General features: G+C 64.6%; 18 protein-coding genes. 7 read left to right on the forward strand and 11 right to left on the reverse strand.

Annotation, left to right across the window (positions count from 1 at the left end):
- Nucleotides 1-16 precede the first annotated feature (16 nt).
- From rnhB to accA, 3 genes are read left to right on the forward strand one after another with little or no spacing between them, the layout of a single operon-like run.
- The gene (gene rnhB / locus I6L48_RS09305; protein ID WP_039039433.1) at nt 17-607 is read left to right on the forward strand and encodes a ribonuclease HII; all 591 of its coding nucleotides are present in this window, start codon (nt 17-19) and stop codon (nt 605-607) included.
- Between the two features lie 53 nt (nt 608-660).
- Nucleotides 661-4,140, forward strand: a complete 3,480-nt coding sequence (gene dnaE / locus I6L48_RS09310) for a DNA polymerase III subunit alpha (RefSeq protein ID WP_216987993.1) — start codon at nt 661-663, stop codon at nt 4,138-4,140.
- Between the two features lie 16 nt (nt 4,141-4,156).
- A complete protein-coding gene (accA, locus tag I6L48_RS09315; RefSeq protein ID WP_010673419.1) occupies nt 4,157-5,107 on the forward strand; it encodes an acetyl-CoA carboxylase carboxyl transferase subunit alpha in 951 nt (316 codons plus the stop codon).
- 80 nt (nt 5,108-5,187) lie between these two features.
- Here accA and I6L48_RS09320 read toward each other — a convergent pair whose 3' ends face one another.
- A complete protein-coding gene (locus I6L48_RS09320; RefSeq protein ID WP_216987994.1) occupies nt 5,188-6,579 on the reverse strand; it encodes an MATE family efflux transporter in 1,392 nt (463 codons plus the stop codon).
- A 106-nt stretch (nt 6,580-6,685) separates the two neighbouring features.
- On the reverse strand, nt 6,686-7,591 hold the full coding sequence (locus tag I6L48_RS09325; protein ID WP_010673421.1) for a LysR family transcriptional regulator: 906 nt from the start codon (nt 7,589-7,591) through the stop codon (nt 6,686-6,688).
- Nucleotides 7,592-8,087: 496 nt separating this feature from the next.
- On the opposite strand from I6L48_RS09325, the gene I6L48_RS09330 reads away from it, so the two are divergent.
- On the forward strand, nt 8,088-9,380 hold the full coding sequence (locus I6L48_RS09330) for an HAAAP family serine/threonine permease (protein WP_029313944.1): 1,293 nt from the start codon (nt 8,088-8,090) through the stop codon (nt 9,378-9,380).
- Between the two features lie 125 nt (nt 9,381-9,505).
- A complete protein-coding gene (gene yjeH / locus I6L48_RS09335) occupies nt 9,506-10,786 on the forward strand; it encodes an L-methionine/branched-chain amino acid transporter (protein WP_029313946.1) in 1,281 nt (426 codons plus the stop codon).
- Nucleotides 10,787-10,829: 43 nt separating this feature from the next.
- On the opposite strand, the gene I6L48_RS09340 is transcribed toward yjeH, so the two are convergent.
- The 4 genes from I6L48_RS09340 to I6L48_RS09355 all read right to left on the reverse strand — a co-directional run bounded on the left by I6L48_RS09340 (nt 10,830) and on the right by I6L48_RS09355 (nt 16,095).
- A complete protein-coding gene (locus I6L48_RS09340) occupies nt 10,830-11,366 on the reverse strand; it encodes a GNAT family N-acetyltransferase (protein ID WP_216987995.1) in 537 nt (178 codons plus the stop codon).
- Between the two features lie 72 nt (nt 11,367-11,438).
- The gene (locus I6L48_RS09345) at nt 11,439-13,166 is read right to left on the reverse strand and encodes an ABC-F family ATP-binding cassette domain-containing protein (RefSeq protein WP_216987996.1); all 1,728 of its coding nucleotides are present in this window, start codon (nt 13,164-13,166) and stop codon (nt 11,439-11,441) included.
- A 348-nt stretch (nt 13,167-13,514) separates the two neighbouring features.
- The gene (locus I6L48_RS09350) at nt 13,515-13,952 is read right to left on the reverse strand and encodes a PliI family lysozyme inhibitor of I-type lysozyme (protein ID WP_216987997.1); all 438 of its coding nucleotides are present in this window, start codon (nt 13,950-13,952) and stop codon (nt 13,515-13,517) included.
- 112 nt (nt 13,953-14,064) lie between these two features.
- Nucleotides 14,065-16,095 carry a M13 family metallopeptidase gene (locus tag I6L48_RS09355; RefSeq protein ID WP_216987998.1) on the reverse strand — a complete coding sequence of 677 codons (2,031 nt, stop codon included), beginning with the start codon at nt 16,093-16,095 and terminating at the stop codon, nt 14,065-14,067.
- 129 nt (nt 16,096-16,224) lie between these two features.
- Here I6L48_RS09355 and tilS point away from each other — a divergent pair, with 129 nt between their 5' ends.
- Nucleotides 16,225-17,559, forward strand: a complete 1,335-nt coding sequence (gene tilS, locus I6L48_RS09360) for a tRNA lysidine(34) synthetase TilS (protein WP_128342573.1) — start codon at nt 16,225-16,227, stop codon at nt 17,557-17,559.
- A 42-nt stretch (nt 17,560-17,601) separates the two neighbouring features.
- Here the strand turns inward: tilS and I6L48_RS09365 are convergent, their stop codons facing one another.
- Complete coding sequence (locus tag I6L48_RS09365) at nt 17,602-18,528, reverse strand: GGDEF domain-containing protein (RefSeq protein ID WP_039039444.1); 927 nt, start codon at nt 18,526-18,528, stop codon at nt 17,602-17,604.
- Between the two features lie 187 nt (nt 18,529-18,715).
- On the opposite strand from I6L48_RS09365, the gene I6L48_RS09370 reads away from it, so the two are divergent.
- Nucleotides 18,716-20,668 (forward strand): monovalent cation:proton antiporter family protein, encoded by a 1,953-nt coding sequence (locus I6L48_RS09370; protein ID WP_042864254.1) that lies wholly within the window; start codon nt 18,716-18,718, stop codon nt 20,666-20,668.
- A 27-nt stretch (nt 20,669-20,695) separates the two neighbouring features.
- Here the strand turns inward: I6L48_RS09370 and I6L48_RS09375 are convergent, their stop codons facing one another.
- From I6L48_RS09375 to I6L48_RS09390, 4 genes are all read right to left on the reverse strand, one after another.
- The gene (locus tag I6L48_RS09375) at nt 20,696-21,856 is read right to left on the reverse strand and encodes a patatin-like phospholipase family protein (RefSeq protein WP_042864253.1); all 1,161 of its coding nucleotides are present in this window, start codon (nt 21,854-21,856) and stop codon (nt 20,696-20,698) included.
- 117 nt (nt 21,857-21,973) lie between these two features.
- Entirely contained in the window at nt 21,974-22,831 is an 858-nt protein-coding gene (locus I6L48_RS09380; protein WP_113069829.1) for an alpha/beta hydrolase, read from the reverse strand.
- A gap of 72 nt (nt 22,832-22,903) precedes the next feature.
- A complete protein-coding gene (locus I6L48_RS09385; protein WP_042864251.1) occupies nt 22,904-23,485 on the reverse strand; it encodes a TetR/AcrR family transcriptional regulator in 582 nt (193 codons plus the stop codon).
- 264 nt (nt 23,486-23,749) lie between these two features.
- Nucleotides 23,750-24,394, reverse strand: coding sequence for a response regulator transcription factor (locus I6L48_RS09390; protein WP_041214700.1), 645 nt, complete (start codon nt 24,392-24,394; stop codon nt 23,750-23,752).
- Between the last annotated feature and the right edge of the window lie 7 nt (nt 24,395-24,401).

Here is a 24,401-nt window from a genome sequence, read left to right on the forward strand (position 1 = left end):
GATTCAAGGCTATGAGATGACGATCGATATTCCCGAAGACAAGCTGATTGCCGGGGTGGACGAAGTGGGTCGCGGCCCCCTGGTGGGTGACGTGGTCACCGCCGCGGTGATCCTGGATCCTGCCAATCCCATCCTTGGCCTCGCCGACTCCAAGAAGCTCTCCGAGAAGAAGCGGCTCGCCCTGTTTGGCGAGATCAAAGAGAAGGCGCTGGCCTATGCCATCGGCCGCGCCAGCCCGGCGGAAATCGACGAGCTCAACATCCTGCACGCCACCATGCTGGCGATGCAGCGCGCCGTGGCGGGGCTCAAGGTGACGCCCGAGCTGGTCTTCATCGACGGCAACCGCTGCCCCAGATTGCCGATGGAGGCCCGCGCCGTGGTCAAGGGGGACAGCCTGGTGGCCGCCATCAGCGCCGCCTCCATCCTCGCCAAGGTGACCCGGGACGCCGAGATGACCGAGCTGGACAGCCGCCATCCCGAGTACGGTTTCGCCCGCCACAAGGGCTACCCGACGGCGGAGCACCTCGCCATTCTGGCCGAACGGGGCCCGCTGCCCGAATACCGGCAGAGCTTCAAGCCGGTGCGCCGCGCCCTGGGGATCGAATAACCGATGCCGATCTGTCTGAACGATTTCTGCTTGCGCAATGAGAGGGCGTGACCATGGCTGATCCCCGTTTCATCCACCTGAGGGTGCACTCCGACTTCTCCATGGTCGACGGCCTGCAGAAGATCGGTCCCATCGTCTCCGCTGCCGCCGCCAACAACATGCCGGCCCTGGCCCTGACGGACCAGATGAACATGTGCGGCCTGGTGCGCTTCTACGGCTCTGCCCACGGCAAGGGGATCAAGCCCCTGGTCGGGGCGGATTTCTGGGTGCAGAGCGACGAGCTTGGGGACGAGCAGTTTCGCCTCACCCTGCTCGCCATGGACAACGACGGCTACCAGAACATCACCCTGCTCATCTCCCGCGGCTATCAGCGCGGTCATGTGCAGGGGCGCCCCGTCATCGACAAGGCCTGGCTTGGCGAACATGCCAAGGGGGTGATCGTCCTCTCCGGCGGGCGCGAGGGGGATGTGGGCAAGTTCCTGCTCAAGGGCAACCGCCAGATGGTGGAGCATTGCCTCGCCTTCTACCAGACCCACTTCCCGGATGCCTACTACCTGGAGCTGCTGCGTACCGGCCGCCCGGACGAGGAGGTCTACCTCCACATGGCGGTGGCCATTGCCACCGAGTTCGAACTGCCGGTGGTTGCCACCAACGAGGTGGTGTTCCTCACCGCCGATGACTTCGATGCCCACGAGATCCGGGTCGCCATCCACGACGGCTACACCCTGATGGACAAGCGCCGACCGCGCCGCTACAGCCCCCAGCAGTACCTGCGCAGTCAGGAGGAGATGGCGGAGCTGTTTGCCGACATCCCGGAAGCCCTGGAAAACACGGTGGAGATCGCCAAGCGCTGCAACGTGACGGTGCGCCTCGGCGAGTATTTCCTGCCCAACTTCCCCACCGGCGACATGACCACCGAGGACTTCCTGGTCATGAAGTCGAAGGAAGGGCTGGAGGAGCGGCTGGAGTTCCTGTTCCCGGATCCGGCGGTGCGGGCCGAGCGTCGTCCCGAGTATGACGAGCGTCTCGACATCGAGCTCAAAGTGATCAACCAGATGGGCTTCCCGGGTTACTTCCTCATCGTGATGGAGTTTATCCAGTGGTCCAAGGACAACGGCATCCCCGTCGGTCCGGGCCGGGGCTCGGGGGCGGGGTCGCTGGTGGCCTACGCCCTCAAGATCACCGACCTGGATCCGCTGGAATTTGACCTGCTGTTCGAACGTTTCCTGAACCCCGAGCGGGTCTCCATGCCCGACTTCGACGTCGACTTCTGCATGGACAGGCGCGACGAGGTGATCGATCACGTCTCCGAGATGTACGGCCGGGAGGCGGTATCCCAGATCATCACCTTCGGCAGCATGGCGGCCAAGGCGGTGGTGCGGGACGTCGGCCGGGTGCTGGGCCACGCCTACGGCTTTGTCGATCGCATCTCCAAGCTGATCCCGCCCGACCCCGGCATGACCCTCGCCAAGGCGTTCGAAGCCGAGCCCAAGTTGCCGGAGCTCTACGAGCAGGACGAGGAGGTCAAGGACCTCATCGACATGGCCCGCCGCCTGGAAGGGGTGGTGCGCAACGCCGGCAAGCACGCCGGTGGCGTGGTGATCGCGCCCACCAAGATCACCGACTTCGCACCGCTCTATTGCGACGACGAGGGGCATCACCCGGTCACCCAGTTCGACAAGAACGACGTGGAGTACGCGGGCCTGGTGAAGTTCGACTTCCTGGGGCTGCGCACCCTCACCATCATCGATTGGGCCCTTGGCATGATAAACCCCCGTCTTGCCAAAGAGGGCAAGCCGCCGGTGGACATCGCCGCCATCCCCATCGACGACAAGAAGTCGTTCGCCCTCTTGCAGCGTTTCGAGACCACGGCGGTGTTCCAGCTCGAATCCCGCGGCATGAAGGATCTCATCAAGCGGCTGCAGCCCGACTGCTTCGAAGACATGATCGCGCTGGTGGCCCTGTTCCGCCCGGGCCCGCTCCAGTCGGGCATGGTGGACAACTTCATCGAGCGCAAGCACGGCAAGGAGGCCATCTCCTACCCGGACGAGAAGTGGCAGCACGAGAGCCTCAAGCCCATACTCGAGCCCACCTACGGCATCATCCTCTACCAGGAGCAGGTGATGCAGATCGCCCAGACCCTGGCGGGGTATACCCTGGGTGGCGCGGACATGCTGCGCCGGGCCATGGGCAAGAAAAAACCCGAAGAGATGGCCAAGCAGCGGGCGGGCTTCGAGGAGGGGGCGGTCAAGAACGGCGTCGACGGCGAACTGGCGATGAAGATCTTCGATCTGGTGGAGAAGTTTGCGGGCTACGGCTTCAACAAGTCCCACTCCGCTGCCTATGCGCTGGTCTCTTACCAGACCCTCTGGCTCAAGACCCATTTCCCGGCGGAGTTCATGGCGGCGGTGATGACCGCGGACATGGACAACACCGACAAGATAGTGACCCTGGTGGACGAGTGTCAGCGCATGGGGCTGACCGTGATCCCGCCGGACGTCAACACCGGCCGCTACCGCTTCAGCGTCAACGAGGAAGGCCACATCGTCTACGGCATCGGCGCGGTGAAGGGGGTAGGGGAAGGGCCCATCGAGGCGATTCTGGAGGCGCGGGATCGGGACGGTCCGTTCCGCGACCTGTTCGATTTCTGCAACCGGGTCGACATCAAGAAGCTCAACAAGCGGGTGATGGAGAAGCTCATCCTCTCCGGCGCCATGGACAGGCTCGGCCCCCACCGCGCCGCCCTGATGGCGACCCTGGAGGAGGCGATGCGCGCCGCCGAGCAGCACGCCAAGGCTCAGGCGGTGGGGCAGGTCGACATGTTCGGTGTGCTCACGGAGGAGATCGACGACGTCAAGAAGGCGTTCGCCAACGTGCCGCACTGGCCCGACAAGGTGTGGCTGGAAGGGGAGCGCGAGACCCTCGGGCTCTACCTCACCGGTCACCCCATCAACCAGTACAGCAGCGAGCTGCGGCGCTACACCTCGGGCCGACTGTGCGATCTGCATCCCACCTCCCGCGATACGGTGACCACGGCGGCGGGGTTGGTGATCGCGGCGCGCAGCATGGTGACCAAGCGCGGCAACAAGATGGGGATCTTCACCCTGGACGACAGATCCGGCCGTCTGGATGTGACCCTTTTCAGTGAAGCGCTGGAAAAATACGAAGAATTGATGCAAAAAGACCGTATTTTAGTGGTTTCTGGACAGGTCAGCTTTGATGACTTCTCCGGTGGCCTTAAAATGTCGGCCCGCGAGTTGCTGGATATCAACGATGCGAGGGAGCGTTTTGCCAGGGCAATCCGCATCTCCCTCGATGAACAACGCATTGACGAGCGCTTTTTCCCGCGTTTGTGCGAGATTTTGGAGCCCGCCCGTGCCGGAGTCTGTCCGGTTCAGGTAAACTATCGTCGCCCCGGTTCCCGGGTGCGATTGACGCTCGGTACCGAGTGGCGGGTGACGCCCACCGATCAACTGATAGATGACTTGCGAGTCCTGCTTGGACGAGAGCGGGTTGAATTGGTTTTTGATTAGAGGATCTATTGTCCCTATGAGTCTTTTTCTGGATTTTGAACAGCCGATCGCCGAGTTGCAGGCACAGATCGATGAACTGCGCCATGTGAGCGAGCACAACAGTGCCGTGGATCTCAGCGAAGACATTCGCCGGCTGGAGAAGAAAAACGAAGAGCTGACCAAGAAGATCTTCGGCGATCTGGGTGCCTGGCAGGTATCCCAGATGGCACGTCATCCCCAGCGCCCCTACACCCTCGACTACATCGAGCAGATCTTCACCGATTTCGACGAACTGGCCGGGGATCGCGCCTATGCCGATGACAAGGCCATTGTCGGCGGCATCGCCCGTCTCGACGGCGAGCCCGTGATGATCATCGGTCACCAGAAGGGGCGCGAGACCAAGGAGAAGATCAAGCGCAACTTCGGCATGCCGCGCCCGGAAGGGTACCGCAAGGCCCTGCGCCTGATGGAGATGGCCGAGCGCTTCAAGATGCCGATCATCACCTTCATCGACACCCCGGGTGCCTACCCCGGCGTGGGTGCCGAGGAGCGTGGCCAGTCCGAAGCCATCGCCCGCAACCTGAAAGTCATGGCCGGCCTGACCGTGCCGGTGGTCTGCACCGTGATCGGTGAAGGCGGTTCCGGCGGCGCTCTCGCCATCGGCGTGGGCGATCGGGTCAACATGCTGCAATACTCCACCTACTCCGTCATCTCCCCGGAAGGGTGCGCCTCCATCCTGTGGAAGAGCGCCGAGAAGGCCTCGGTGGCGGCGGATGCCATGGGCATCACCGCCCAGCGCCTGAAGGAGCTGAAGCTCATCGACAACATCGTCGAGGAGCCCCTCGGCGGTGCCCACCGCGACGTGGAGAAGATGGCCAAGCACCTGAAAGCGCGCATCAAGCAGGATCTGGATGCCCTGCGCCCCCTCGACAGCGAGCAACTGCTGGAGCAGCGCTACCAGCGTCTGCTGGGTTACGGCTACTGCTGATCTGCCGCTTCCAATAAAAAGTCCCCGCATGCGGGGACTTTTTTATGGGCGACGTTTGTGGGGGGACGCCGGGGCGGGCCTCAGGGGGCGGTCAGCGCCCGGTGCATGGGGATGGAAGCACGCCCTCCGGCAGGGCTCAGGGCCCGCCACTCCCGCCACAGCAGCCAGCACAGGGGGGGCGTCAGCAGCAGCACGGTGGCGGGCTGGGCCATCAAGACCCCGTCGCGCCCCCACCAGAGGGGCAGCAGGAAGATGAGGGGCAGCAGCAGCACCGTCTTGGCCACGGAGATGACGAGGGCCTGGCGGGTGCGGGCCATGGCCTGCAACAGCACGATGCCGAACATGACGATCCCCTCCAGGGGCAGGGCAGCGAGGTTGAGGGTCAGGCTGCTGATGGCGGCGGCGAGCAGCTCTGCGTCCTGATCCCCGGTGTAGAGCATGGCGACCGGCTGCGGCAGCAGCTGGACAATCAGCCAGACCCCCAGGCCATAGACCAGGGTGATCTTGAGCCCCATCGCCATCAGGAACTGGAGGTCGCGATGGCGCCCGGCCCCCGCTGCCTGGCTCACCAGGGGCTGGATGCCAAACGCCAGTCCCTGCAGGATGACGATGAAGACCGCCTCCGTGTATCCCGCCACGGTAAAGCCCGCCAGATCCTTGACCGTGCCGTGCACCATCAGCTGGCTGTTGTGCAGCAGCAACAGCAGCCCCAGATTGAACTGGGCGATGAGGCTCGGCAGCCCGGTGAAGAGCAGGCCGGGCATGGCCGGGAAGCGGGGCACCAGCTGGCGCCAGGTCAGCCGCAACCGGGCGTGGCGGGTGAAGAAGTACCCCAGGCCGAGCAGGCTGACCATGGCCTCCGAGAGGAGGGTGGCCTGGGCCGTGCCGGTGAGGCCGAGCCCGAGCCGGCCCACCATGATGTAGTTGAGCAGGATGTTGAGGAGGGCGCCGCCGCTCACCAGTACCATGGCGAGGCGAGGGCGGCCGTCGTTGCGAAGCAGGTAGGGCACCGCCAGGTTGCTGGCGAGCAGCAGGGTGCCACCGCCAATCCAGGTGAGGTAGTCGCTGGCCTGCTGCCAGGTGTCGGTGCCGGGGGCCATTCCCAGGGCCTGCAGGATATCGGTGTGCCAGTGGTGCAGCAGCAGCGGCGCTACCGTGCCCAGGATCAGCAGCAGCCAGAGGGCGCTGACCAGAGCCTGGCGGGCCAGAGCGAGGTTCCTGGCGCCCTGCTGGAAGGAGATGGCGGTGGCGGCCCCCATGGCGATCATGGCGGCGAGGCCGATGAGCACCATGATGACCGGATAGACCAGGTTGATGCCGGCAAGGCCGGCGGCCCCCACGTAGTGGCCGACGAAGATGCCGTCTACCAGGTAGTAGGCGCCGGAGACCAGCATGGCCATGACGGAGGGGAGGGCATAGCCCCAGAAACGGCGGGCCATGGCCCGTTGACGCAGGCGGAAGTAGGCGGACATATCTGTACTCGGGAAAAGGGCCGGAATCGAGCAGACAGTCTAGTTTCTTATGGATTAATTGATAATCAGGCTTTCATTTGATGAATTGCTGAATACAGCTCATCAATCAACGGATCCTGTGATACTCCTTCAGCATGTCGATCAGGGCTCGCAGCCCTTGCCCCAGCTGGTGCCGGCCCGGATAGAAGAGGTTGAACCCGGCAAAGCTGGGGCTCCAGTCATCCAGCACGCTTACCAGCCGCCCCGATGCCAGGGCGTCGAACACCTCCCCTTCATGGCAGTAGGCGAGCCCGAGCCCCGCCTCGGCCGCCCCCAGGTAGAGCGCGGGCGTGCTGGTGGTGAGCGGGCCCGTCACTTCGATCTCCAGCAGTTCCCCCTTGGCGGCAAAGGCCCAGCGATAGTGGTGATGGGGAGTGAGCCGATAACCGATGCAGTCGTGCTGGCGCAGATCCGAGGGGTGGCGAGGGGTGCCACGCCGTGCCAGATAGTCGGGGGAGCCCACCACCAGATAGCGCTGCTGCGGGCCCAGGGGAACCGAGATCATCTCCTGGGGCAGCAGGTCGCCATAGAAGAGGGCGGCGTCGTAGCCATCCTCGATGAGGCGGGGCATCAGCTCCAGCTCCTCCACCTCCACCTGCATGCGCGGGTAGCGTACCAGATAGTCGATGAGCACCGGGGCCAGCACCTCCTGGATGGCGGCTCGGGGGGCACAGAGCCTGAGCCTGCCCACGGGTTCGCCCGCGTGGCGCGTCAGCTCCGCCAGCGCCGCCTCCAGTTGCCCCAGGGTTGGCAGCACCTGGGCCAGCAGCCGTTCGCCCGCCTCGGTCGGCACCACGGCCCGGGTGCTGCGATTGAGCAGTCTGACGGCCAGGCGACTCTCCAGCCCTTTGAGGGCATGACTCAGGGCCGAGGCGGAGACCCCGAGCTCGAGGGCAGCCTTGCTGAAACTGCGGTGACGGGCGACGGCGGCAAACACGGCCAGCTCGGCGAGATCGGTGCGGGAGAGGGTCATGGTCGGTACGCAGAAAAGGGGCGGACACAAAGGGTACGCCATGGGGCGACGGGAGACAATCGGGGGGCAACGAGGGGGTTGTGACGAAATTGTTGCGCGCTTCAAGGGTGAGGTGGATCACACCAAAAAGTTTATATGTTAAAAAAAAATCGCAATATGGCGATTCAAGTGTGATCTGAAGCGACGGAAAGGCGATTCCAATCAAACTTTGGTTGATTAATTCAAAAAAACGCTGTGATTAATAGGGCCTTTTAACTAGAGTCATCTCATCGGATGAGGTGAGCGTTATCCCGTTGTTAACGAGCGAGCACGATCCCCTCTGTATTACGACTCCCCGCCCGTGTTTGTTGCAATCAGGTTGCCACAGGGAGTGGCGGCCGGATGGCCGGGGCGGAGGAACAAACAGGACGAATAGCTGGAGTTCCAGGGAAAGGAACCGGGCCCAGGCCCACTGACAAGTTAAGATCCCACTTTCCTTGATGACAGGAACACCCCTATGTCTGACATGAACATTGCAGTTGAAGGCAGCTTGAGCAAAGCCTCCTCCCGTGGCATCAACAAGGCCGACGTGGTCTGGATGCTGGGTCTGTACGGTACCGCCATCGGCGCCGGTGTCCTCTTCCTGCCGATCAATGCCGGTGTCGGTGGCCTGTGGCCGCTGGTCGCCATGCTGATCCTGGCCCTGCCGCTGACCTTCTTCGCCCACCGTGGCCTGACCCGCTTCGTGCTGTCCGGCTCCACCCGTGACGGCGACATCACCGAGGTGGTAGAAGAGCACTTCGGCAAGACCGCAGGCAAGTTCATCACCCTGCTCTACTTCTTCGCCATCTACCCCATCCTGCTGATGTACTCCGTGGCCATCACCAACACCGTCGAGAGCCTGATGGTGCACCAGCTGGGCATTACGGCACCTCCTCGTGCCATCCTCTCCCTGGTGCTGATCCTGGGTCTGATGGCGATCGTTCGCCTGGGCGGCCAGGTCATCGTCAAGGCGATGAGCGTGCTGGTCTTCCCGTTCGTGGTCACCCTGATGGGCCTGGCGCTCTACCTGATCCCGCACTGGAACGGTGCCATCATCACCGAAGCCCCTGCGCTGGGTGAGGCCTTCAATGGCGACTTCATCAAGACCCTGTGGCTGGCCATCCCGGTGATGGTGTTCTCCTTCAACCACTCCCCGATCATCTCCTCCTTCGCGGTGGACAACAAAGGCCGCTACGGCGCCAACGCCGAGAAGAAGTGCAGCAACATCCTGCTGGGCGCCCACGTCATGATGGTGATGACGGTAATGTTCTTCGTGTTCAGCTGCGTGCTGAGCCTCTCCCCGGCTGACCTGGCGGCGGCCAAGGAGCAGAACATCTCCATCCTCTCCTACCTGGCCAACCACTTCGACAACCCGGTGATCGCCACCGTGGCACCGCTCATCGCCATGGTTGCCATCAGCAAGTCCTTCCTGGGTCACTACCTGGGTGCGCAAGAGGGCATGAACGGCCTGATGGCCAAGTCCCTGCGCGAGAAGGGCAAGAACGTCGACGTCAAGCAGCTGAACAAGGTGACCGCGGTCTTCATGATCCTGACCACCTGGGCCGTGGCCACCATCAACCCGAGCATCCTCGGCATGATTGAAGATCTGGGCGGCCCCATCATCGCCATGCTGCTCTTCCTGATGCCGATGTACGCCATCGCCAAGGTACCGGCCATGCGCAAATATGCCGGCAACCTCAGCAACGGCTTCGTCACCCTCATCGGCCTCATCGCCATGTCCGGCATCATCTACAAGCTGATTGCCTGATGACAGCGTTCATCCCTGTGAGAAAGCCGCCCCCCGGGGCGGTTTTTTTATGGGCACAAATGCTTAACAAAGCGGTGGTGGCGGCCTAACATGGCGGGATGTTTTTCTAGACGGGACAACAGGATATGTCTGGGTTGAAAAAGGATCTCGGGCTCTGGCAGGGGATGGGGCTGCTCGCCACCTCCCTGCTCGGTACCGGGATCTTCGTGGTACCAGCCACCGCCGCCTCGCTGGCGGGAGGGGCGTCGCTGTGGGCCTGGTTGCTGCTGATTGCTCTGGTGCTGCCCATCGCCTTTACCTTCGCCCGCCTTGGGCGGCGATATCCCCACGCGGGTGGCGCCCCCCATCTGATTGGCCTCGCCTTTGGCAACGGCGCCGAGCGCTTCTCTGCTTTCCTGTTTCTGGCGGTGCTGCCGGTGGGCCTGCCTGCCGCCCTCACCATCGCCGCCGGTTTCTGGCACGCCCTGTTCGACATGGGGGAGTGGACCCTCTGGGGCATCCAGCTGCTCACCCTGCTCGGGGTCTTTCTGCTGGGGCTGCGGGGGGCGCGCTCCTCCGGCAATCTGCAACTGCTCATTGCCCTGGCTATCCTGGGGCTCACCCTGCTCATCTGGTTCAAGGGGGATCTCAGCTGGCGCGATGCCGCCCAGCCTCTGCCAACGGCGAGCGAGTGGCCCGCCATGGGATCGGCGCTGGCGGTGATGTTCTGGTGCTTCGTGGGGCTCGAGGCCTTCGCTCACATGGGGGAGGAGTTCAAGCGGCCAGAGCGGGACTACCCCCTTGCCCTGTTGGGGGGCGTGCTGCTGGCGGGGCTCATCTACTGGGTGCACTCGCTGGTGGTGCTCAAATATGACCTCTACGGGGACGAGGCGACCAATGCCATCGCCATTCCGGCCCTGCTCTCCCTGCTGTTCGGCCCCACCGCCAAGTGGCTGGTGGCGGTGCTGGGCTATCTCTCCTGCTTCGCCAGCATCAACATCTACCTGCAAGGTTTTGCGCGCCTTATCTGGAGCATGGCGCGGGAGGGTAAACTGCCGGTCTCCCTCTCTCGCCTCTCGGCCCGGGGCGCTCCCCTGCATGCCCTTGCCTGGGTGCTCGCCATCTGTTTCGTCTCCATCACCCTGATCCTCTGGCTGCGTCTGCCCCTTGATGCGCTGATCCGCTACGCCAACGGCAACTTCGTGCTGGTCTATCTGCTCTGCATGGCGGCGGGCTGGCGCTTGCTGTCGGGGACCGGCAAGGGGTTGGCGGGCCTCAGCGTGCTGCTCTGCACCCTGGTGCTGCTGGCCCTCGCCACCCAGGTGCTCTATGCCCTTGTGCTGAGCCTGGGGTATGGCGGCTTCTCCCTGTGGCGGCGCAGACGCCGCCGCTCGGCGTCCGATGAGGGTGTCTGCGCCATCAAGTAACTCCCGAAAAAAAGCCCCGCAGCGCGGGGCTTGTTGTTGCGGGTCACAGGCTGGCGGGCAGGTCGCTGCGCAAGATGGCGTAGTGGCGCAGGGAGATGAAGCCATCCCCCTTGCGCTCGCACTCCCGCGCCGTGCCCTCGTAGTGAAAACCGGCCCGCTCCAGCAGGCAGGCGGAGGGGCGGTTGGGCTCCTCCACTACTGCCAGCAGCCGGTGCAGGTCGGTGGTGCGGTAAGTGAGCGGGAGCCAGAGTTGCAGCGCCGCGCTCATCACCCCCTTGCCCCAGTGTTCGGGATAGAGCCAGTAGCCCAGCTCGGCACACCGGTGAGTCGGGTCGGCATCGTTGTAGCCGATGGCCCGCTGCGGCTCGCCCGAGAGTCGGTCGCGAATGAGATGCCAGGCGCCACGGCCGGTGCGGGTCAGCTCGGCATACCAATTCATCTGTGCCCGGCATGCCGCCAGGCTGTCGTAGCTGACGCCGTAGTAGGCGACGATCCGGGGATCGGAGAGGCCGCGGAAGATATGGGGCAGATCGGTGTCGGTGACGGGATCCAGCCTGATGTGGGGTGGTGCTGATGTCATGATGACTCCTTGCGGCCAGCCGTGGCTGGCCGCGTGTGTTGCGTAACAAGAGATGGATGATCCGGGCTGGCGTCAGGCAAACCCGAGCCGCTCGGCCAGGCGCGCCAGCTCGTCACGCCATTGCTGCTGCAGGCGCGGGGTCTGGTGCCTGGGCTTGCGGGCCAAATCGGCGGCGAGCAGGGCATCGAGCTCATACCAGCGCGCCAGCAGCGCCTCTTCGTCATCCCCCGTGGCGGCCGCAGTCTGCGGGTCACCTGATTGAGCCGGGCTGCCCGCCTGCAGCAAGGGGGCATCGCCCAGCAGCTCGGCATAGGCCCGTTCGGCACAGTGGGCCTCCTGGATGCGCCCGTCCTTTATCAGCCAGAAGCGGTTGCAACTGCGCTCGATCAGCTCCCGGTCGTGGGAGACCAGCAGCACACCCCCCGGGAAGGCGGCAATGGCGTCGGCCAGCTCCTCCTTGCCCGCCAGATCCAGGTGATTGGTGGGTTCGTCGAGCCAGATCATGTGGTGGCTGCCGAGGGACAGGGCGAGGAACAGCAACCGTGCCCGCTCGCCCCCGCTCAGGGTGTGCACCTGCTGGCCGTGGCGGACATAGGGGAAGCCCGCCCGGATCAGCGCCTGTCGCCGCGTCACCTCAGGCAGAGGGGCCAGGGGGTACAGCGCGTCGCTCAGGGTGGCGTCGTCAGCCAGCTGCTGCAGGGACTGATCGTAATAGGCGATGCTCGCGCCGGGGTGGCAGTACCAGCCCGCCTGCAGGCTCTGCGCGGCCAGTTCGCGCCAGCACTGGCGCAGCAGGGAGGACTTGCCGGTGCCGTTGGCACCGAGCAGGGCGACCCTGTCTCCCGCCCGCAGCCAGAGCCCCTCGGCACGCAGCAGCGGCGGCAGTGCCGGTGCCGGCGATACGTCGAGGGCCTCCAGCCGCAGCAGGGTGTCGGCGGGCAGGCTCACTCCGCGCAGCTCGAGCCGCCAGGGGGCCAGCGCCGCCACCTGGCTCTGCTCCTCCTGCAGGCGGGCGATGCGTTTTTCCATGGACTTGGCCTGGCGCACCAGCTTCTCGTTGTCATGCTCCCGCCCCCAGATGGCGAGGCGCTTGCTGCTGGCGCTCAGGCGGTCTATCTCCTTTTGCTCGTCCGCCCGGCGCAGGCGGGCCTGCTCATCCTCGGCAGCCAGCGCCGCCCTGGCCTGGCTGCAGGGCAGGGCGAAGCGGTGCAACTGGCCGTCTCGCAGGATCAGGGTCTGATCCGTGACGCTGTCCAGCAGGCGAGCGTCGTGGGAAACCAGCACGAAGGCGCCGCGCCAGCCCAGCAGAAACTGCTCGAGCCAGAGCAGGGCGGGCAAGTCCAGGTGGTTGCTGGGCTCATCGAGCAGCAGCAGGTTGGGTTGACGCAGCAGGGCGCGCCCTATCTGCAGCCGGCTGTGCTGGCCACCGCTCAGTGCACTGACCGGCAATGTGGCCTGGGCCTCCAGCTGCAGTTCGGCCAGCAGCTTGTCCACCTGCCATTCGGCGGCGGGGTCGTTGCCCAGTGCATCCAGCAGCACGGCGCGGGTGCTGAGGGTGGAAAGCCCGGCGGGCAGTTGCTGGGCCACGAACTCGCAGCGGCAGGCGGCGGCCTGCACGACCCGGCCGGCCTGGGGCGTGCGCTCGCCCGCCAGCAGCGCGAGCAATGTGCTCTTGCCGCAGCCGTTGGCGCCAATCAGGCCGAGTCGGTCGCCTGCGCGAATGCCGAGTTCGAGGTGATCAAATAAGGGAAGGTGCCCCGCACTCATCTGCAGGGAATGGGTACTCATCAGGGTTGTCATGCTCTTGCTCTCTTAAATCGCGGGATGGGAAATCCCTGTCATCAGGAGCGCTGGCGACAACGGCAGAGTCGAGAAAGGTCTCGGTATGGAAGGGAGTCGGCTTTGCTCGAACCCGCTATCGCAGCGCGATGGTATGCAGGCAAGAGCACTTGAATGTGCCGAACAGGCGAGCCGAGAACATCGGACACGCTTGGATAACCATTTTTTACCTCCTTGTGTTTCGTGATGGCACGGTGCGGCGATTATAGGCACAGAAAAAAACAGTCGTCTATCCGCCCTGTGGGGGCCGTGGGCACCGCATCGGGAGGTGCGGGGTAAAAAACGCCCCGTGATACGGGGCGTGGGGGGTCAGTCGCGGGGAGTCTTGAGGGCCTCAATCACATCGTCACTGGGGGCCAGTCCCTCCACGTGGTTGAAGCTCTCCAGCCCCTCCTGGGGATTGATGGTGAGGGCGTCGGCGCTCAGGTAGCTGCCGCTGCCGGCGCTCTCCACCACGACGATGACTTCAGGCTGCTTGTCGCCGTTGAGATCCAGCAGCTTGAGCTCCTTGATGCTGCCATCGCGCGGCAGCACCTTGCCGTCGATGAACTGATCCAGCGGAAACTGGGGGTTGGCACCGGAGTAGAAGCGCACGTCGTAGCTGCCGGTGGAGGCAGGCTCGCCGCGCCCTTCGCTGACGGTCACCACCTGGCCGGAGGGGAGTGTCAGCTGTTTGAAGAAGCCGTCCGCCGCCTGGCTGGCGAGGGGCAGGGTGAGCAGGCCGAGAGTAAGGAATAAGGCTTTCATGGAGAGGACCCTTGTTGCTGCTTGTGTGTCTGTGACGGGCAGGGGACGCTTCCCTGCCACGTCGGAAGCGGGCAGGGGGCCGCTGGTCGGCCGCCCCCTGCCCGGGTTGTCATCACCATATCTTGACCCGTTTGGCCGGGTCCAGATAGAGCTTGTCGTCGGGCTGGATCTTGAATGCCTCGTAGAAGGCGGGGATGTTCGGTACCACGCCGTTGACCCGGTATTCCGGCGGCGAGTGGGGATCCGAGGCGAGCAGCATCTGCATCAGCTCGGGGCGATACATGCCCTTCCACACTTGGGCCCAGCCGAGGAAGAAGCGCTGTTCGCCGGTAAAACCGTCCAGCACCGGGGCCTCCTTGCCATCCAGGGAGAGCAGGTAGGCCTTGTGGGCGATGGTGAGGCCGCCGAGATCGCCGATGTTCTCCCCCAGGGTAAACTGGCCGTTGACGTACTGGCCCTTGATGGGCTCGAAGCGGTTGTACTGGGCCACCAGCCGGCTGGTGCGGAAGCGAAACTCCTTGAGATCCGCCGGCGTCCACCAGTCGCGCATCACGCCGTCACCGTCGGATTTGGCCCCCTGATCATCAAAACCGTGGCCCATCTCGTGGCCGATCACCCCGCCGATGGCGCCGTAGTTGACTGCATCGTCCGCCGTCATGTCGAAGAAGGGGGGCTGCAAAATGGCGGCCGGGAAGACGATCTCGTTGTTGCTCGGGTTGTAGTAGGCGTTCACAGTCTGGGGCGACATGTGCCACTCGTCCCGATCGACCGGCTTGCCGAGGCGCGCCAGGTTGTCGGCGTATTCGAAGGCGCGGGCCCGCTGCAGGTTGCCCACCAGATCGTCGGGGCGAATGGTGATGGCGCTGTAGTCCTTCCACTTGTCCGGGTAGCCGATCTTGGGTCTGAACTTGGCGAGCTTCTCGAGGGCCTGGGTCTTGGTGGCCGGGGACATCCAGTCCAGCTCCTGGATGCTCTGGCCGTAGGCGGTGCGCAGGTTCTCCACCAGCTGCTCCATACGGGCCTTGGCCGCTGGCGGGAAGTAGCGCTCGACATAGAGCTTGCCCACCGCCTCCCCCAGGTTGTTGTCCAGCACCCCGAGGGCCCGCTCCCAGGGGGCGCGCTGCTTGGGAGTGCCGCTAAGAGCGGTGCCGAAGAAGGCAAAATTCTGGGCATCGGTCTGGCTGTCGAGGTAGGGGGCGTAATCGGTGATGAGCTGCCACTTGAGGTAGGCCTGCCAGTCAGCGACCGGGGTCTGCTGCATCACCTCGTTCAGGGCCGAGAGATAGGTGGGCTGGCCGATGACCAGGCTCTGCTGCCCCGCAAGGCCGGCCTGGGCCAGGTAGGCGTCCCAGTCGATGGCGGGGGCGAGGCGCCCCAGCTCGCTCACCGGTCCCTTGTTGTAGTTCTTCTCTCTGTCTCGCAGGGCCACATTGTCCCACTGGATCTGGGCGAGCCTGGTCTCGAGGGCCAGGATGCGTTTCGCCTTGGCCTGGGCATCCGTCTCACCGAAGCGGGTCAGCATGGCGGCGATGTGTTGCTCGTACTTGTGCAGCAGCGCCTGGCTGTTGGGGTCGCGCTTGAGGTAGTAGTCCCGATCCGGCAGGCCGAGGCCGGCCTGGTAGAGGTAGACGGCATAGCTGTCAGGGGCCTTGGCGTCGGCGTCTATCCAGAAACCGAAGGGGGAGCCGCCACCGGTGCGGGCGCTCTGGGCGAAGGCCCGGGCGAGATCCTGCGGCGTGCTGATCTGCTCTATCTTGCTCAGCATCGGCAGCAGGGGCGTGGTGCCCTTGGCGTTGCGGGCGGCCTGATCCAGATAGCTCTGGTAGAGGTCGTGGATCTGCTGGGCCGGGGTGCCGGCGGCGGCCTTGCCATCCAGCCCCTCCACCAGCACCCGCACGTCCGCCAGGGATTTGTCCCGCAGCAGGTAGAAGGCGCCGTCGGCGGGCCTGTCATCGGGGATCTTGGCGGTGGCGAGCCAGTGGCCGTTCACGTAGCGGAAGAAGTCGTCACCAGGCTTGACGCTGGTGTCCATGTTGGCCAGCGCAAGGCCGGAGTGTTTGTCCGGTTGGCTCGGTGCCTGACTGCAACCGGCCAGCAGGGCCAGCCCGACGAGGGTGGCCAGGATGTGTTTCTTGTTGTTCATTATGGTTTTATTCCAATTCGGGTTATATGGCTTCCTTGCCCACGCAGGGAGCGATTCACTCTAGCAGCCGGGTTAGCGCTTGATAAGCCCGACTCTGCTAAGATCGGCCTGGTCGTATTGGGGAAGCCTATGATTTCTCGTATTTATTCTCGTTTTTGTCAGACCCTGCCCGCGCCGGAAGGTTCCCGCGGTCTGCTGGTGGCTTTCAGCGGCGGGCTCGACTCCACCGTCTTGCTGGTGCTGGCGGCCCGTTTTGCCCGTGCCCACGGCCTCGCCCTGAACGCCCTGCACGTTCATCACGGCCTGAGCCCACATGCCGACCACTGGGTGGCTCACTGCGAAGGGGTGTGCCGGCAACTGGCGGTGCCCCTCATCGTGGAGCGGGTGCAGCTCTGTCGGGGCAACGGGGAGAGCCTGGAGGCCCAGGCGCGGGCGGCGCGTTATGAGCGACTCGCCGCCCACCTGGGGGAAGGGGAGTGGCTGCTCACCGCTCACCATCAGGATGATCAGCTGGAGACCCTGCTGCTGGCGCTCAAGCGGGGTGCCGGTCTGCGCGGACTGGCGGGCATGGTGGCGAGCCAGCCTTTTGCCGCAGGCCATCTGTTGCGCCCCTTGCTCGACATGAGCCGGGCCGAGCTGGCGCAAGCCGCGCAGTCACTTCCTTATGGCTGGGTTGAGGATGAGAGCAACGAGGACCCGAGCTATGACCGCAACTTCCTGCGCCAGCAGATCATTCCCCTGCTCAAGGACCGCTGGCCCGCCATGGCCCGGACGACGGCGCGCACCATGGCCCTGTGCGCCGAGCAGGAGGCGCTCATCAGCGAGCTGGCCGAGGCGGACTGGCAGGCGGTGGGTGAGGGAGAAGGGCTGCGCATTGACGGACTCCTCTCCCTCTCCCCCGTGCGGCGCAACAACCTGCTGCGCCACTGGATCCGCCGCCAGGGGGGAGAGATGCCCTCCCGCGAGCTGCTGGGCCTGCTGTGGCAGGAGGTGGCGCTGGCGCGCGATGACGCCAACCCCAGGCTGAGCCTGCAAGGGTTGGCGTGCCGCCGCTATCAGGGGCGTTTGTACCTGGTGGCGCCGGATCTCGCCCCCCGCGAGGAGGTGCTGCCCATCGGGATGGAAGAGACGCTCACCCTGCCGGACGGGCTCGGGCAGTTCAGGCTCTGGAGAACGGATGGCGAAGGGTTGCGGACACCGAGGGGGGACGAGCCGCTCTCGGTGCGTTTTCAGGTCGCCCCCGGCGTCATGCTGAAACCGGTGGGGCGGGTGGGCAGCCGGCGGCTCAAGAAGCTGCTGCAAGAGTACGGGGTGCCCTCCTGGCAGCGGGGGCGCATTCCCATCCTCTACTACGGTGAACAGGTGGCACTGGTGGCCGGGCTCTTTGTCTGCGACGGATTTCTGGCGCCAGAAGAGGGGGTGGCGTGGGAGTGGCGGCCCCCCGTCCCCCAGGATGCGGATTGACATCGCAGAGTGACAGGGGGCCGGGAGGGGAAGGGGGATGCCCTATTCGGGCAGGCCGGAGCCCCCGGCTTTCTTGCGGGCGTAGAGATGGGTATCGGCCGTCTCGTAGAGGCGCTGCACATCCATGCCCGACTGCCAGCTGGCGGCTCCCAGGCTGCACCCCACAGAGAAGGCGCTGAGCTCCTTGTGGCTGTGGAGCACATGTTGCAACCGCAGCCAGACCGGGCGCCAGGCCTCGGGGTCCGCGGGTTGCAGCAGCAGGGCAAACTCGTCACCGCCGAGGCGAAACGCCTGATCCGTCCCGCGAATGCACCCCTGCAGCAACTGGGCGAAGCGGCTTAGCACCAGGTCGCCCACCGGATGGCCCCAGGTGTCATTGACCTGCTTGAATCTGTCGAGATCCAGCAGCACCAGCACCAGGCCGTGGGGTTCCCGGCTGTGTTGCTCCACCGCCCGGCCGATGGCCTCGTCGAAGTAGGCGCGATTGCCAAGCCCGGTCAGGTGGTCGAGCCGCACCTGCTGCTCCAGCCGATCCAGCCGCAAGTAGAGGGGCAGGGGGAGGCTGAACAGCTGATGATATTGCTCAAGCAACCGCCTCTGGCCGTCGCTCAGAGGGTGCTCCAGCTCGTAGTGCAACTGGCCGAGCAACTGCTCGTGTCGTCCCCGCAGCTCGAAGCGATAGGCATGCAGGGTCAGCCTGGCCTGGGGCGGGTGCGAGATGAGGGGATGGGGCTGGCCACAGTCGAACTGGAGCGAGTGGATCCGGACAATGTTTGCCACCCGCTCGGCAAAGATTGCCAGCAGGGCGTCAAGATCCCGTTGCCCCAGCAACTGCTCGATCTGCTGATAGCGGTCCTGCCCGGTCAAGGGCGCAAGCCGCTCCATCTGCTGTACCCACTGCTCTATGCCATGTCCGAAGCCGTTCAATGACGATGTGTTTTCCACGTTACAGCCCTTACACCTCTCCATTCATTGCACAGGCTCTTGCAAGCCCTGTGCCTAAAATATGTCCGATGAAAAACAAGGGGGCTGGCTAGGCTTAACGGGATGAAACGGGAGGGGAAATCCCTGCCGCTGAGCGAGTGGCGTGCCATATGGGGAGCGGGCGCTGTGCTTCCGGGGAAGAGGGTGCCGGGCAGATGAAGGAGAGGGATGGGTGTACGCCGATGTGTTGATCCTGCTGATCTTCGCCGTTGTGCTGGTGGCCATTTTCCGGCGCCTCGGCCAGCCGGTGATCCTTGCCTATCTGTTTGCCGGCATGCTGCTCGGCCCCCATGGCGTGGCCATCGTCACGGGTCAGGCCATGATGCAGACCATAGGGGAGCTTGGCATCGTGTTCCTGATGTTCTCCCTCGGGCTCGAGTTCTCCCTGCCGCGTCTGCTCGCCATGCGCAAGCTGGTGCTGGGGGTCGGCAGCCTGCAGGTGCTGCTCACCTCACTGCTGTTTTTCGGGCTCGGCTGGTGGTGGGGGCTGAGCCTGGCCCAGGCGCTGGTGGTGTCAGGCACCCTGGCGCTCTCCTCCACCGCCGTGGTGATCAAGCAGCTCGGCGAGCTCAAGCAGCTCCATACCCGGCGAGCCCAGCTCGGGGTGAGCGTGCTGCTGTTCCAGGATCTTGCCGTGGTGCCCCTGCTGGTGATGATCCCCATCCTGGCCCAGCCCGAGGTGCAGGGCAGCGCCCTGCTGGCGGAGGTGGCCTGGGCCTCCCTCAAGGGGTTGTTTGCGCTCTCCGTGCTGCTGGCGGTGGGGAAGTGGCTGCTGCCCATGCTGTTTTTCGAGGTGGCGCGCGCACGTTCAGACGAGCTCTTCGTACTGAGTGCCCTGCTGGTTGCATTGCTGGCGGCCTCCCTGACCCAGTGGATGGGGCTCTCCATGGCGCTCGGTGCCTTTCTGGCGGGTATGATGCTGGGGGAGTCCCACTATCGTCATCAGCTCGAAGTGGACATCAAGCCGTTTCGCGACGTGTTGATGGGGCTCTTCTTCATTACCATCGGCATGACCATGGACTGGGCGCTGGTGGCGGACGCCTGGTGGCAGGTGCTGGCCTGTGTGACGGGGCTCATCCTGTGCAAGTCGCTGCTCATATTGCTGGCGGGCCGCCTGATGGGGGAGCGCAAGCGCGACGCCATGGCCGCCGGCATCATGTTGAGCCAGGTCGGGGAGTTCGGTTTTGTGCTGCTGGCGCTGGCGAGTCATCACGGCTTGCTGGATCACCAGCTGGTCTCTCTGCTCATCGGCATCGGTGTCATCTCCATCGCCCTCACCCCCTGGCTGGTGTTGCGGGCGCTGGGACTTGCCCACTCCCTCACCGACAGTGCCCTGCTCTCTCGCGCCGAGGTGGCCCAGTCGGGCCTGAGCAAACACCAGCACGTCATCATCGCCGGGTTCGGACGCACCGGCCAAACCTGTGCCCGCTTTCTCAAGCTCGAAGAGATCCCCTTCCTGGCCCTGGATCTCGATCCCGAGCGGGTGAGCGAGGCCAAGCTGGCGGGGGAGCAGGTGGCGTTCGGCGATGCCAGCCGGCGCGACATCCTGCTGGCGGCCGGTCTGTTGCGGGCGCGGCTGGTGATCATCACCTTCGACGATCGCAAGCGGGTCGATGCCATGCTGACGCTGATCCGGGAGCTGGCGGGGGAGATCAAGGTGCTGGTACGCACCCGGGATGACAGCTTCCTCGAACACTACAAGCAGGCCGGCGCCTTCGAGGTGATCCCCGAATCCCAGGAGGGAGCCCTGATGCTGGTCTCCCATCTGCTGCTCAACTGCGACATTCCCATCGGCCGGGTGATCCGGCGCATGGAGCACGAGCGCAGCAGCCAGTATCGCTTTCTGCACGGTTTCTACTGGGGCGGCAAGAGTGCGGGCAATCTGGAGACGGATCAACTGCTCGAGCGGCTGCATCCCGTGCTGCTGCACGACCAGGCCTGGGCGGTGGGACACAGGGTACGGGATCTCGCCCTGGGAGAGGTGCGCATCAAGGCGATTCATCGCGGGGAGCGCAGCCTGGATCCCAGGCGCGAGCTGGTGCTGGCGGCGGGAGATACCCTGGTGCTTTTCGGCACGGCCGTGGCCATGGAACAGGCCGAGCAGCGCCTGCTTGAGGGACGCTAGGATCTCCTTGCCATGGGATAAGGCCCCTCAGGCCTCTTCGCGAAACTGCTCCTGCCTCCCGCTGCCCGGCAGGTCGAGGAAGGCCTCGATGCGCTGGCGGTGATCCAGCGCGTCCTGGTATCCCAGCTTGATGAGCCGCTGGCAATAGCCGGGGTCAAACATCAGGAAGCTGGCCAGGCTGCTGCTCTCTTCGCCGTTGACCCCGAGCACCCGCAGCAGACGGCGCAGCTGGGTCGGCAACCGTGGGAGGTATTCGAGGGCGATGAGGTCGAGATCCTGGCTGGGGCGGATCACGCAGGTCTCCACCTGGCGCAGTTTCAGCCGACTGCGCTCCCGTGCCGGAATGAGGGAAAGGGTCTGGTTGATGCGCCCGAGCCGCTCCAGATCCGAATTGAGGGTGTCGGAGAAGACGGTGTTGAGCAGATGGCTCGCGATGTTGGAGCTGGTCAGGTGCCCCTGGCGGGGCGTCGGGTTCTCCCTGTGAGGGGAGTCCAGGGTCACCAGCAGGATCCGCTCCGCCCCCAGGTGGATGGCGGGGCTGAGCGGGCTTAGCTGGTGGATGGAACCATCCCCGTAGACGCGATCGCCGATGGGGGTGGCGGGAAAGACAAAGGGCAGCGCCGACGAAGCCAGCAGATGATCCGAGGTGAGCAGGGTTCGCAGGCCACGTCGTCTGGCGCGCTCCCAGGGCTGATGTTCGGCCCGCCCCTGGAAGAAGGTAGTGGAGAGGCCGTCATCGTAGTCGGAGGCCGTGATGGCGATGGCCTCCAGGCTGCCGTAGAGGATGTTGTCATCGATGCGGTGATAGTCGATGAGCTGATCCAGCAGACGGCGCAGGGGGGCGTTGTCGAACAGGTGGAAGGCTCGGTTGCTCTGGGGGGTGATGAGGCCGGCCGAGCCCTGATAGAGGGTGCGCCACAGCAGTTGGCAGGGGTGGAAGTCGAAGATGTGGTGGGTCTCGAAACGTCGCCAGACCCACTCTAGCTTGCGCACCCCCAGATGGAAACAGGAGGCGTAGCACGCCAGCGCCGTGATGTTGAGAGCCCCCGCCGAGGTGCCGCACAAAATGGGGAAGGGGATGCCGATGTTGCGGGGGTAGAGTTCGGCCACCGCCTTGAGTGCGCCGACCTGATAGGCGGCGCGGGCACCACCACCAGTCAGCAGAAGAGCAGTATTGGGTCTGGCCATGAGGGTGCGCCTTATCGTGATCGCCAGGGCGGGTTGCCACCGCGCAATTCAACTATAAGACGTTGTATACCGGATAAAAATGGGCCGCACGCTCAATTTTTGCGGCCCGTTTCATTTTCAGTTTGCCAAGGGCGTCTGGCTCAGTTGATCGAAGGCGGCGAAGGCTGGAGGGCTTGCCAGAATACGGCCATGGCCGAGCCCCCGGGTGCTGACCAGTCGGGTTCTGCCATCCTGGGCCGCGCGCAGGGAGTCGCCATGGGGAGCGAAGCGGTCTTCCTCATCGTGCACGATGAGGGCGGCGCCGCTGCGCCGGGCGAGCCGGCCAAGGGGGTCAACCGTGCTGAGCGGGTGCTGGTATTCGTGTTCTATCTCCTTGACCACCGCATCGAACAGCCGGATGGAGTAGCCGGAGCGCGCCACCATGCCATAGAGCTGGGGCACGTAGTCGAGCACCGGGGAGATGAGCAGCAGCGGCAGCGCATCGATTACCGGGTGACGGCTGCTGAGGGTGACGGCGCCCCCCATGCTGTGGGTGATGACGCCCTGGACGGGGCCGACCCGCTCGAGGATCTCGTCGAAAGCGCGCACGAAGCGGGGCAGGTGACCCCTGTTCCCTTCGCTCCGGCCGTGGGCAGGGTGATCGTAGGCGAGGGCCGTATAGCCCTGGGCGGCGATGTGACTCATCAGCGGATAGAACTGGCTGGCACTGCCTGACCAGCCGTGCATAAGCAGCCAGACCGGCCCCTGCCCGAGCCGGTAGCTCATCAGGGTCCCTTCACTGGTGTGGATGGCCTGCTCGACCAGGCCGGCCGGGGCTTCGACGTCCCGGGTCGCCCGCTGCGGGGTGAGCAACAGCTTGCTGGCGGTGCGCTTGGCGTGGGTGGGCGCGAGCACGTGATGCAGGCGGGTGCCGAGGCCCAGCAGCAACTTGCTCGGGCTGAAGCGGCGTGTGTTGAAGTAGATCTTGCTGCTCATGGTCATCCTGTGTCTTTTGTGTGCGAACGATCGTGCTTTTTTGCGGTTTTTTAAAATGAAGAGCCCGTCGGGTCAGCGCCAGCTGGCCAGCAATTGTTCCACCTCGGGCCAGAAGTGGCGGGCCGGATCCTCGCTGAGCCCCAGGGCATGGAACACCTGATCCCCGAGATAGAGGCCATAGAGGCGATAGACGGCGCGCCAGGGATCGAGATCGCTGCGCCACTCCCCTCTGGCCTGCCCCTGCACTACCTGGCGTGCCAGGTAGTCGAGCCAGAAACGGACCAGCTCGCGTGCCGCCTGCTGGACCTCACCCTCCTGGGCGGAGGTCCAGGCATCGAGGAACATGCAGCGGCCGGCAAAACTCTGGTTCCAGGCCAGCCAGGCCTGCAACAGGGCGAGCAGTTTCTCCTGCTGGGTGGCGTGCCCCTGTTGGCGCACCGGCTGGATCACCCGCTCCCGAAATACCTCGGCGGAATGGGTGAGCACGGCGATCTGCAGGTTGTCACGGGACTGGAAGTGGGCGAACAGACCGCTTTTTGACATCTCGCAGGCCGTTGCGAGGGAGCCTATGGTGAGGCTCTCCAGCCCCTGCTGGCTCGCCTGCTCGAATGCAGTCTGCAAAATGGTGTCGCGGGTCAGACGTCCCTTGCTCATCCGGCTCTCCTCTCTCTGGGCTGGCAGCATAAAGTACGACCGTGCTAATTGTCGAGCCGCAAATGGTGCAGGGAGGCCGTTTCCGGCTGCCGCGGGGGGCCAGAGAGTCTGTTGGAGGGGGGCTGGCTCGATACAAGCCAGCCGGGGACGAGCTCAGTCGTCCTTGATATCCATCAGCTGGAGGGCGATGACCGCCTGGGGGCAGTGCTTGACCCCGAGTTTGCGGAAGGCGGAGTGATATGGGCTCTGATGGTGGCAAGGGGCTCAACTGTCCTTGATATCCATCTGCTGGAGGGCGATGACCGCCTGGGTGCGGTTCTTGACCCCGAGTTTGCGGAAAATCGCGGTGATATGGGCCTTGATGGTCGCCTCGGAGACGTTGAGCTCCCAGGCGATCTGTTTGTTGAGGCTGCCATCCCGCAACATGATGAGCACCTTGTATTGCTGGGGGGTGAGGCTGGCCAGCTTGGTGGCGAAATCGGGCCCTTCGCCGGGCTCGGGATGGAGGGAGATGCCTTCCGGCACCCAGTTGTCCCCCCCGATCACCGTATTGAGGGCGCTGACCAGCTCTTTCATGGGGACGGACTTGGGAATGAAGCCGAGCGCGCCCAGGCGCAGCACCTGCTGGATGATGGCGGGATCCTCGGAGGCCGAGACCACGACGATGGGGAGATCCGGGTGATGTCCGCGCAGATAGGCCAGCCCCTCGAAGCCGTTGGCCCCCGGCATCTTGAGATCCAGCAGCAGCAGGTCGACGTCGGGATGTTCATCGAGCAGGTGGCTCAGGCTGTCGATGGAGTCAGCCTCCAGCAATCTGGCGTCGTCGATGGCCATGTGCACCGCTTGATAGAGGGCGCCCCGAAACAGGGGGTGGTCATCTGCGATGACGATGGTAAATTGGCTGTCCATAGCTCAC

The sequence above is a fragment of the Aeromonas sp. FDAARGOS 1418 genome (genome assembly GCF_019048585.1).
GTDB lineage: Bacteria > Pseudomonadota > Gammaproteobacteria > Enterobacterales > Aeromonadaceae > Aeromonas > Aeromonas caviae.